This is a genomic window from Novosphingobium sp. Chol11 (genome assembly GCF_945870625.1).
Lineage (GTDB): Bacteria > Pseudomonadota > Alphaproteobacteria > Sphingomonadales > Sphingomonadaceae > Novosphingobium.
Genome location: NZ_CAMBTS010000107.1, coordinates 1 through 10,616, shown reverse-complemented (window position 1 = coordinate 10,616; position 10,616 = coordinate 1). Strand labels below are relative to the sequence as shown.

9 protein-coding genes and 1 pseudogene are annotated in these 10,616 nt (G+C 59.3%); 5 read left to right on the top strand and 5 right to left on the bottom strand.

What is annotated here, in order from left to right:
* From Q0O40_RS13670 to Q0O40_RS13660, 3 genes are all read right to left on the bottom strand, one after another.
* Positions 1-1,009 (bottom strand): polysaccharide pyruvyl transferase family protein (locus Q0O40_RS13670; RefSeq protein WP_295530918.1); only part of this gene is annotated, 1,009 nt, incomplete at its 3' end.
* 171 nt (positions 1,010-1,180) lie between these two features.
* On the bottom strand, positions 1,181-2,149 hold the full coding sequence (locus Q0O40_RS13665) for an NAD-dependent epimerase/dehydratase family protein (RefSeq protein WP_295530915.1): 969 nt from the start codon (positions 2,147-2,149) through the stop codon (positions 1,181-1,183).
* A gap of 15 nt (positions 2,150-2,164) precedes the next feature.
* On the bottom strand, positions 2,165-3,352 hold the full coding sequence (locus Q0O40_RS13660; RefSeq protein WP_295530913.1) for a glycosyltransferase family 4 protein: 1,188 nt from the start codon (positions 3,350-3,352) through the stop codon (positions 2,165-2,167).
* A gap of 272 nt (positions 3,353-3,624) precedes the next feature.
* On the opposite strand from Q0O40_RS13660, the gene Q0O40_RS13655 reads away from it, so the two are divergent.
* Both Q0O40_RS13655 and Q0O40_RS13650 read left to right on the top strand, forming a co-directional pair.
* A protein-coding gene (locus Q0O40_RS13655) for an IS5 family transposase (protein ID WP_295530910.1) occupies positions 3,625-4,379 on the top strand; the annotation gives its coding sequence in 2 pieces (ribosomal slippage) (positions 3,625-3,943 and positions 3,943-4,379; 756 coding nt in all).
* A 169-nt stretch (positions 4,380-4,548) separates the two neighbouring features.
* Entirely contained in the window at positions 4,549-6,027 is a 1,479-nt protein-coding gene (locus tag Q0O40_RS13650) for a phosphomannomutase (protein WP_367183754.1), read from the top strand.
* A 167-nt stretch (positions 6,028-6,194) separates the two neighbouring features.
* Here the strand turns inward: Q0O40_RS13650 and Q0O40_RS13645 are convergent, their stop codons facing one another.
* Entirely contained in the window at positions 6,195-7,979 is a 1,785-nt protein-coding gene (locus Q0O40_RS13645; RefSeq protein WP_295530907.1) for a hypothetical protein, read from the bottom strand.
* A gap of 141 nt (positions 7,980-8,120) precedes the next feature.
* Complete coding sequence (locus Q0O40_RS13640) at positions 8,121-8,486, bottom strand: hypothetical protein (RefSeq protein ID WP_295530904.1); 366 nt, start codon at positions 8,484-8,486, stop codon at positions 8,121-8,123.
* Positions 8,487-9,202: 716 nt separating this feature from the next.
* On the opposite strand from Q0O40_RS13640, the gene Q0O40_RS13635 reads away from it, so the two are divergent.
* The 3 genes and pseudogenes from Q0O40_RS13635 to Q0O40_RS13625 form a co-directional block, all read left to right on the top strand.
* On the top strand, positions 9,203-9,955 hold the full coding sequence (locus tag Q0O40_RS13635; RefSeq protein ID WP_295530901.1) for a methyltransferase domain-containing protein: 753 nt from the start codon (positions 9,203-9,205) through the stop codon (positions 9,953-9,955).
* Between the two features lie 67 nt (positions 9,956-10,022).
* Complete coding sequence (locus Q0O40_RS13630; protein WP_295530898.1) at positions 10,023-10,454, top strand: hypothetical protein; 432 nt, start codon at positions 10,023-10,025, stop codon at positions 10,452-10,454.
* A 45-nt stretch (positions 10,455-10,499) separates the two neighbouring features.
* Positions 10,500-10,616 (top strand): annotated as a pseudogene (locus tag Q0O40_RS13625) (IS5/IS1182 family transposase); the annotation flags it as partial.

Below are 10,616 nucleotides of genomic sequence, written 5' to 3'. Positions count from 1 at the left end.
CCGCCAGCCATGCCGTGATCCGGGAAAGTCCTTCGCCATCTGGGATGCCGACCCGCGCCTCATCAACCCCGAGTTCACCCGCGCCGTCGATCACCTTGCGCTGGTAGGCGAGCCAGAAGGTCGGGGTGCCGAGCTTTTCGGCAACCGTGGCGGCGTGAAAGCGCATCGCGATCATCGCGCGGGCCGCGCCGATCCGGGCTGCCATGACCAGAGGATTGCCGTCATAGGGGTAAAGGGCCAAGTCCTTCAGCCCCGCTGCGGATGCCATGCGCTGAAATTGCTCGGCGAATGCAACATCCGAATCGGCCTCACCGACGCAGATGACCATGACGGTCACAGGTTCCCCCGTCTGATCTTGCCAAGCAGCCAGCGCCGCAGCCAGCGCCGCATAGAAGCGCTCGGCCGTCGGCGCGTCTGTCGTCGAGATCAGACTGGGCGCAACCAGCGAAAGCGCAAGACCGGCGCGCGGCCCATCGGAACGGCAGAGTCCCGATGCTGCGGAAAGATCGGCTTCGTGGACGGCCTGCTTGGCAAAGCCGATGGCTGCGGCATCCGCCATCGACCGTTCATCGCGCAGGCCGACATGCACCGCCGAGCCCAGCGCAATCCGCGCCATGGCCTTGGTCAGCGGGCGGCGGAGCGGGCCAAGGCCGATGCCGGGGAGGTGGACTCTGCGCCCGGCAAGCCGCGCGATCCTGAGCAGGCCGGCCACGGCGATGAGGTTCTTGCGATAGCGCTTGTGGCGTTCTGGCGGATAGGCGTCGTGAAACACCGTGCCCCCGCACAACACGAAATCGGTTGCCCAGGCGAGGCCCGCGAGAAAGCCTTTGGCCGACTTTGCATAAGCTCTTGTTACGCGCGCATCGAGATGGCCCGGGCGCGTTCCATCGGGGGTTATGATCGCCACGCTGTCCCCATCCCGAACATGGCGGTTCAGAAACCCAAGCAGCATGAGGTCGTCGCCGAAATTGCGACCCCCAAAATAGCCATGAACGAGAATGCGGCGCACAGTGCAGTTCCTTCGGGGCAATTCCTTTGGTGCAATTCCTAAAAATTGCTGTGGCCTGCGACCAGACCGGCGCACAATTCCCTGCGTGCGGGGGCACGGCGATCGGGAGCAATGCGGCCGGCTGCCCGCTGGCCCGCCATGCCCCCGACGCACGGTGTTCGCGCTATGCCATCAGGCCACGTTGCGGCGGACCTGCCATTCGATCCATTCGTAAGTCTTTTCCAGCCCCGCGCGCAGCGATTGGGAGGGTGCCCAGCCCAGCTTCTCCTGAATGAGCTGGTTGTCCGAATTGCGGCCTCGCACACCGGTTGGCCCCGGAATGTGGTTCTTCTCGATCTTCTTGCCCGCGATATCGGCAACGATATCGACCAGTTGGTTGATCGTGACCATTTCATCGGAACCGATGTTCACCGGCCCTTCGAAATCGGACCGGGTCAGGCGAAGGGTGCCTTCGATGCATTCGTCGACATACAGGAATGAGCGGGTCTGGAGACCGTCCCCCCAGATTTCGATGGCATCTCCCGACTTGGTGCTGGCCACTTTGCGACAGACTGCGGCAGGTGCCTTTTCCTTGCCGCCATCCCAGGTGCCTTCCGGCCCGAAGATGTTGTGGTAACGCGCGACCCGGTTCGAGAGCCCGTGATTGCGATTGTAAGCAAGGAAAAGACGCTCGGAGAACAGCTTCTCCCAGCCATACTCGCTATCGGGCGCTGCCGGATAAGCCGATCCTTCGGCGCAATTGGGGTTGTCCGGGTCTTCCTGATTATAGGCCGGATACATGCACGCGGATGACGAATAGAATGTGCGCTTGATGTTGCGCTTGTGCGCAATGTCCGCGACGTTCAAATTGATCGTGGCCGAGTTGTGCATGATATCGGCATCGTGTTCGCCAGTGAAGATATAGCCCGCGCCGCCCATATCGGCCGCGAGTTGATAGACCTCATCAAAGTTGCGGTCGATCACGCTGCGGCAGAACGCTTGGTCGCGCAGATCTCCGATCACAAAGTCGTCGGCCTCGGTTTCGGCGTGTTCGTTGAACTTGATGTCGACACCCCGGACCCAAAAGCCCTCTTTCTTGAGGCGTTTGACAAGGTGCCCACCAATAAATCCACCTGCGCCAAGGACCAATGCGCTTTTCATGATTTGACTCCAGTCTTAAGGATTGAGTTCTTGCAAAACTGCAATGAAACGGTCTGTGATGGCTTCGATATCGAAAGCCTTCGCTGCATAATTGCGCCCGTTATCGCCCATCTGCGTGCGCAAGGCCGGGTCTGCAGCGAGATCGGTCAACGCAGTGAGCAGCCCGGCATTGTCAGCGGACGAATCCACAAATCCTGCCTCATGCTTAGTGATCAGCCGCGCCGCAAGATTGTCGGAGGGAACCGATGCCAGGATCGGGCGGCCGACAGCAAGGTAGGTAAGGATTTTCGACGGCACCGAGTAGACACCCGCTTCGGCTTCGATCACGGCGACGAAGACGTCCGCTGCGCTGAGCATTTTGGGCAGATCGGCAAAGGGCACCCACGGCCTGACATGGAAATTGCCCAGAGCCTGCGCCTTCGCATCGGCAGCAGCCTGATCGGCGACCGGGCCTTCGGAGAAAATCATGACATGGGCTTGCGGGTTGGCCCGTGCCATCTTCAGCAGCAAGGCCGGATTGTGCTTGTAGCCCAGCGTGCCAGAATAGACGATCCGAATGCCTTCGGCCGGCATGTTCGCTGCCGCCCAATCATTTTCGCGCGGGAAAAGAGGCAATTCGTCGGTCGGCGCCCAGTTCTCGACAACCACGGTCTGGTCTTCCGATACGCCTTTCGCCGAAAGGATCGGCACGAAATCCTCGGTAATGGCCACGATCTTGTCGCTTGCTCGGAGCATCGCGAACTCAAGGTGCCGATACCAAGCTGCGACCGCATATCCCACGATTGGCAGCTTGCGCGGAACGACACGCGAGATCGCCTCGCTGTAGATGTCTTGCAGCCAGAAAATGAACTTGGCGTTGTATTGCTGCGCGGCCTTTTGAAACACGCGCTGTGTATCGAGCGGGGCATTGCTGGAAATGATGACATCGGGCCGGAAATCCGCGACAAGCGCGGCCAGTGCGTGCCCGATCTCGATCTCCTGCTGGCGGCGCGCGAAGAATGTCGACTTGGCGAACGGCTTCTTTCCGCGGATCGGCACGATATCAAAGCCATCCGGGTCGGATGCTTGCCGCGTCAGATTCCCCTTCGGCGTTTGGAACCCTGCCGAGAACGCGTGGCGCACCGTATGCCCACGCCGCGCCAGTGACCGCGAAAGCTGCACCTGAAACGGGTGCCCGGAGTAATCAGAGACGAGGATCTTCATTGTTCAAATCAGATCCCGGTTGCCCGGTGCGAATGCGGCAAGGATGCCCCTGATGAACTGCACGCTGTCCCCAAATTGTAATAAATTTAGAACCGATTCCGAGGTCTATTGCCAGCAGTTGCTGCAATGCGCAACGCTGAATTATCGGGTTATTTGTCAGTCCAGAAGTTTTTTGCTGCTCTGCCACGTGAAAGATAAGGCTCAGGACCTGTTAAATTGCTTGCATGAGGCGGCATGGGTTGATTCAATGACGGCACTGAGGAGGTGCTGTGATGGATGTTCCGTTCTTGCTGAGCGAGGCGCAGATGCGCCGGATCGAGCCATTTTTTCCGTTGTCGCATGGTGTGCCGAGGGTCGATGACCGGCGGATTGTTTCTGGCATCATCTACGTCATCAAGCATGGCTTGATGTGGCGCGATGCGCCCAAGGATTATGGCCCGCACAAGACGATCTACAACCGCTTCATCCGCTGGAGCCGCTTGGGCGTGTTCAACCGCATATTTGCAGAGCTGGCGGGCAAGGCAGGCGAGCCCGACCGGATCATGATCGACGCCACGCACCTGAAGGCGCACCGGACGGCGGCCAGCCTCTTAAAAGGGGGGCTCTTTCCCGATGTATCGGGCGCACCAAGGGCGGCTTGAACTCCAAGCTCCATGCCGTCTGCGACGGATTGGGCAGGCCGATCATGATGCTGCTCACCGAGGGTCAGATGAGCGACCACAAGGGCGCATTTCTGCTGCTTTCCGCGTTGCCCAACGCCAAGGAACTGCTGGCGGACAAAGGCTACGACAGCGACTGGTTCCGGGCAGCGCTGGTCGAACGCGGCATTACACCGTGCATCCCGCCACGTTCAAACCGCAAGGTTCAATACCATTACGACAAGGCGCTCTACCGCCAGCGTCACAAAATCGAGAATGTCTTTGGCAGGATCAAGGACTGGCGCCGCGTCGCAACCCGATACGATCGCTGCGCCCACACCTTCATGTCCGCCATCTCCATCGCCGCAACCTGCTGCTACTGGTTGTGATCAATGAGTCCTGAGCCAAGACAGCATTTTGAGGGCTTTGGTCTCGCGTTGGCTCATCGGCATTTGGAATGCTTGCACACGACCGCTGGAACTTCAAGCAATATCCCCGTAAAGCGATGCCGAGCGCGGTTGCTCGGCAAGTATGTAGAAGCGTCAGGACGGAGGCAACATGCCCGGGATCACCGTAGCGGACTTAATGATCGAGAGCGGAGTTACTTTCGGCACGAGTGGGGCCCGCGGCAAAGTCGACGCGATGACCGACCGCGTGTGTTATGGCTATGTCTGCGGATTTTTGGCTTATCTTGCAGAGCTTGGCGAATTTGCGCCGGGCCGGAAGGTGGCGCTTGCTGGCGATCTGCGGCCGAGCAGCCCGCGCATTCTTGCCGCATGCGCGCGCGCAATTCGCGACAGTGGCGGAGTGGCCGTGTTCTGTGGCTATGTGCCAACACCCGCGCTGGCGCTTTTTGCATTTGCCCATGCGATGCCTTCGCTGATGGTTACCGGCAGCCATATCCCCGCCGATCGGAACGGCATCAAGTTCTATCGTCCTGTGGGCGAAGTTCTCAAGAGCGATGAGCCCGGCATGGCGCGGCAGATGCCGGATTTGGCGCAGGGCCAGTTTACCGAATCAGGGGAGCTGGTCTTGCCCGAACCGCTGCCGCCCATTACCGATGTCGAGAGCGCCTATGTGCAGCGCTATATTGATCATTTCGGCAGTGGGGCACTCGTCGGCAAGCGCATCGGAGTCTATCAGCATTCGGCGGTCGGCCGCGATGTGCTGGCCCGGATTGTCCTGACGCTTGGTGCCGAGGTCGAATTGCTTGGTCGCTCAGATACGTTCATACCCGTGGATACCGAGGCTATCCGGCCTGAAGATGTCGCGCTTGCGCATGCCTGGGCTGCGGGGGGCAAGTTCGACGCCATCATCTCCACCGACGGAGATTCCGATCGGCCGCTCCTTGCAGACGAAACAGGTCAATGGCTGCGCGGCGATGTGCTGGGCATCCTCTGTGCCGCGCAAGTCGGCGCGACCAGTGTGGTTACGCCCGTGAGCAGCAATACGGCACTCGAACTTTCGAGGCTTTTTGGACTGTGCCGAAGAACCCGGATCGGCTCGCCTTATGTTATCGCAGCCATGATGGAGGATTTGGAAGCTGGCTCGGCTTGCGTGTGCGGGTACGAGGCGAATGGCGGGTTCTTGCTGGGCAGTGCGATTCCCGGAGCGAACGGGACGACCACAGCCGCTCTCTGCACGCGTGACGCGGTACTGCCCATTCTGGCCGTGCTGACTGCGCCGGCAGCGAGCGTCGCAGCGCAGCTGGCAAGCCTGCCTCAGCGCTTCACGTTCAGCGATCGGCTCAGCCCATTTCCCCGAGAGGCTAGCGAACGGCTCTTCGCCCGGCTTCTGAAGGGGTCTTTGGCTGAGCAACTCTCCGAGCAAACCCGCTTGTTCGGCGGATTTGCCCAGGAGGCGCTTGCGCTCGATCTGACCGACGGAGTTCGCGCGTCTTTCGCTGATGGGACGATCATCCATTTACGTCCATCGGGTAATGCGCCGGAACTGCGCTGTTACACCGAAGCTGATACCGAGATGGCGGCGGTGGAGCGCAATCACCAAGTCATCACAGTCATCTCGGGCCTGTTGTAGGGCAAAGCGCAAGTGTTGCAGACCTGCGGGGATCGGCGCGCTCGGTTTGGCTGCGCAAGATATGCCTTATGCGATAAGCTGAAAGTCCGCGCGGCCTTCAGGTGCGCCATCATCGCGGCCTCGGCGCGGGCATGGAAGTTTCCTTTCTAGCGCGCGCCGGGGAATCATCACGAATACTCAACCCCGCCGATGATCAACCCCGCATTGACATTGCTGTTCGCATCCGCGCCTGCGCCGTTGTCGAGCCAGAAGGTGAGTTGGCGGCTGATCGTATCATCGCTGATTCGAAGGTAGATATTCGTGACCAGCAAATGCCCACCTGCCGTGTTGATGGCTTGCGCGGTGCTTTGACCATATAGCACGCTCTTGTCGCCGTTGCTGATATTCAGGCGCACGTTCGTAGCCGAAGTCAGGCCCGCACCGTTCAGCCGCATCCACGCTCGCACCACGGTCACGAATGGGGGGATTCCTAATGTCGTCCCCGCGATCAGGGCGCTCGGCACGGTCGAAAAGAAAGGGTTTATCGTGCGCAGTTTGCCGCTGCGGCCCACCGTATAACTGTCGTTGGCAAGCCCATGCACCGAGCAAGCCAATGCGATTACGCGGGGCTGCGCCGAGAGGTCCGCAGTATCGGCGCTGCACCCGTCATCAACTTCGAGCAGCCCGCGCCCGTCCTTCCAAACAATGCCCTTGCTCGCCTTGGCCGCACTCAGCGCAGTTGCCAGCGCCGTGTCCGCTGTGAAGAAATCGGCTTGAAGGATGCACGCTCCCAGAAAGCGCAGTGCCGCGTTCTTGCCCCGGCGCGCGGAGGCCGTAGCGCCCAAGCTTCCCGCGATCACATGATAGCCGGTAACGGGGGTCTGTTCCTTGAATGCGCAATCGCGGAACAAGGTCGTGTTGAAACCGGCGGTTTCCGTCCACTCCTTTTGCGCCGTGGCGGTCGAAAGAATGTTGCACTGTTCGAAGGCCAGGGTGCAAAATCCGATGCCCGTGTTTTTGCTCACATGCGTTCTGTTGCCGCGCAGCTCGATATGCAGGCCGGTAAAGGTTACGTTGGAATTGCCCGCATCCGGCCCCACGGTCGTTGTCGGAATGTTGACCACGTAAGTATCGGCTGCGGCATCTTCCAACTGGATGATCGCGCCGCCCTTCCAGTTGAACGCGCCTCCGCCAGCCGTTGCCGCGCCGTAGACCAGCACGTTACCATAGTTGGTTTCGGCATAACAATCGGTCAGCGAATGGCTCAGTGCTTGCGGATTGTTGATCGCAAACAGGTGCCGGTTGCGGTCGAAGTTGCAGGCCGTGAATGCGGTGACATCGGCGTTGTTTGACCCTGCCCACTCGAACGTCTGCTCAAAGAACCGAAACCCGCAGTCGATGAAGTGGTGCGCGCTTTCCCAATTCGGCCCGCTTATCTTGAACCCCTTGGCAAAGGCGTTGATGTTGGCAAGGCCGTTGGTCGCGCCGACCGCGTCGCGGCGGTGCCAGTCGGTGCCACCTGCAAAGGAAATCCCTTCGAAGGTGCAGCCCCAATTGCGCTGGCTCCCGCCGTTGCCATAAAGCCACTTGGTCGCGCCATCGGTGCAATCGAGCCAGATCACCGTGGCATCGCGGCCCTCGCCGCGCATCTTGTAGCCGCCGCGCGTCACGGCGTTGATATTGGAGAGCACCCCGCTTTGATTGAGGCGATAGACACCTGCAGGAACAAACAGTTCGGCTTGTCCATCGGCCGTCCGTGTGAACTGCGGCACAGCGAACTTGAGATACTGGATCGCAGCAATGAAAGCCGCGCTATCGTCGGTTGTGCCGCCTCCCACCGCGCCGAACATCTGCGGGGTCACCACCGCCTCGGCAATCTCCCACCAGGCGCCATCGGCTGATTGAAACTTGCCGCCATGGGCGGGAGCCGAGCCGACCCGCTTGTAAAGCGCGCCGCCACAGTCGCCCGCCACGCCAAAGCCAGCCGTGCGGATGTGACCGGAGTCAACCGGGATTGCGCTCGTACTTGCGCTGGCAAGGGAACTCGAGAAAGTGACAGCCGCCTAGTGTGCCCTGATCGCCAAGCTCCGCGCAAATGAATCCGTCGGCATGGCTCAGCTCCCCGCGCGGATGTAAACGGCAGATCCAGCGCCCTGGCGTGCCATCAGGAAGCAGTTGCCTGGAAGCCGATAGCGCCCGGCCAAGGCGATCGAAGCCAAACCGGATCCGTGCTTGTCAAGCATCAAGCAGTCATTGAAATTTGTCCCGTCGAGGCTGTCCTGAAATACATAGGCTGTCGATGGGGCACCGATTATCTGGATCTCTACGTCCGAAAAGAGCCTTGCATTGAAAGCGGTGGCCGGTGTCCAGACCGTGGGCATTACATTCGGCAACACCGTCACTTCGGCAAACGTCTGGTCGCCCATATCGACGAGCCGTTTCTGCCGGCTTCCGGCAATGGTGTAGGTTAGATCGGGCATGGAGTTCTCCTGTTGGGTTGGGTCAGGACATCTTGAAAGCCAGCGTCGAGCGCGGAGCGTTCCTGTCAAAGCGCTTGCCTGCAATTGCGCGGCGAGTATTCTCCTTTTGGTTCAAAAAGTCCAGAAAAAAACACCATATAGGTTTGTGATGAGTGGTTGGATGGCCCAAAAACAATGGTCGAAGAACAAGGCTAGACCGGGCGTCGGCCAGATCTGCACACCGTGATCGCCGCTGGAAGCCCATCGGAGAGGCTGATTATGCCCACAGCAAACACGAGAATGCCTCGACCGAGAATGTGGTCGCGCGGCGGGTTGCAGCGGCAAGTTGGCGCAGGCTCCGCGGAAAAGGCGATTCCATGCGAGTCTCGGGGGACCCGGCTTGTTAGGTGACGGGTATTGAGTGGGTGGGGTGTGCCCGTGGATTTACGAAAGGGGTTTCTGTCGGCGCCATTCTATCTTGATGCGATCCGCAAGCTGGCGACCTTAGCCCAAATTTCTCACAATCTTTGGCGGCCGAGTTGGCACACGTTCAACTTGTATCTTCCTGTTTTTCGGGAGCGCTCTCTATGCCTGTTTTCTGCCTTCTTCGAGCGGCTCTGGGTATAAACTTTCAAGAAAGAGCTTGGCTCCAGCCATTCAATATCACTAACCAACTTGACGTGCACTGTCAGGCCTAGACTGCTATCGGGCGCGCAATCCAGATTGGGGGGTGTTCAATGAGTCTCGGCCAAACCACGAAAGAGGTGATCCGCGCGACGCTGGCGAAAGTCGGCGTTTACAATGCAATCCGCAAGTTCGGCGGCAAATCCCTCGCGCATCCTGAGCACGAGGCACTCGAAGATCGATTCAGCTCCATCTACAAGTCGGGGCACTGGACATTAGGCAAAGCGGAAAATCCTGGCTCTGGATGCGGGTCCAGCCTTACCGTGACGGGGGAGTTGCGTAACGAGTTGCCAAACATTCTCCAAGAGATTCAAGTAGAGACACTTCTCGATGTCGGCTGCGGCGATTTCACTTGGATGAAGGAAGTCGATCTCGGCGGGATCAATTATATCGGCGCAGATATTGTTGCATCAGTCGTAAGCGATAACAATGCTCGATACGGTAACGATCAAAAGAAGTTTATTTTGGCAAACGCTACTCGTGACGAGCTGCCAGATGCTGATGTGGTGCTGATCCGCGAGGTTCTGTTTCACCTATGCTTTAACGACGTAGCAAAAGTATTACGCAATGTCTTATCAAAGCCGCGTCGCTACCTGCTAATAACGAGCGATGACCTCTCCTCCTTTAATGCGGACATCCGCTCCGGCGACTGGCGTCTGCTTAACTTGCGGGCCGCCCCGTTCCGCTTCCCTCAACCCGAATATAGGATCAACGAATCCGTCATCCGCGAAGGTCGCCATTTGGGAGTTTGGCGAGCGCAGCAACTTGGCGAAGTTCGCTTGATCAGTAGTGCGCACGCGGGATGATTAATTGAGTGGGTAGCGCGTACGCGTGGATTTACGAAGGGCCTTTCTTGACGGCGAGGATCTGGCTGTGGAACCCGGAGCCTACGATCAGATCATCGAGCATATGGGTTTGCACCATTGCGGTTCTCCGCACAGGGCGCTGCTCGAGATGTATCGCTGTGCCGCCAAGTCTGTGCTGGTGTTCGAGAATCGCGATTCGCTGGCAATGCAGACTGCGATCAGACTCGGCATGGTTCCGGTCTACGAGTTCGAAGCGGTCGTGGATAACGATTACAAGTTCGGCGGCTATCGTAACACGGCCATACCCAACGCCGCATATCGATGGACCGAGCGCGAGGTCACCAAGACGCTAGCTTCATTCGATCCGGCTCACGTTGTGCCCGTGCAGTTTTTCGACGGGCTGCGTTTGCCGGTTGCTCGCGTCAAGATGATCGGCAATCCGATAGTTCGCGCGTTGTTCCTTGCCAGCTGGACGCCTCGAAAAACCGGTAGCGCTTGAGGGCGCCGCGTGGTTCACTGCCGGTCGATGACGGTGGAGGCGGCGATGGCGGGACAGCCTGGTTTCTTTGATCTTTCGGACAGGTACGAGGCGTTGAGCGCGGCGGGTGATCCGCTTGAGCGCCTAGCGGCTGTCGTCGACTTCGAGGTTTTCCGCGGACCG

Bases quoted from the DNA above. Each gene is read 5' to 3' on its own strand.
- Q0O40_RS13665 (WP_295530915.1), bottom strand. From the start codon at position 2,149: ATGAAAAGCGCATTGGTCCTTGGCGCAGGTGGATTTATTGGTGGGCAC.
- Q0O40_RS13660 (WP_295530913.1), bottom strand. From the start codon at position 3,352: ATGAAGATCCTCGTCTCTGATTACTCCGGGCACCCGTTTCAGGTGCAG.
- Q0O40_RS13650 (WP_367183754.1), top strand. From the start codon at position 4,549: ATGCCCGGGATCACCGTAGCGGACTTAATGATCGAGAGCGGAGTTACT.
- Q0O40_RS13640 (WP_295530904.1), bottom strand. From the start codon at position 8,486: ATGCCCGATCTAACCTACACCATTGCCGGAAGCCGGCAGAAACGGCTC.
- Q0O40_RS13635 (WP_295530901.1), top strand. From the start codon at position 9,203: ATGAGTCTCGGCCAAACCACGAAAGAGGTGATCCGCGCGACGCTGGCG.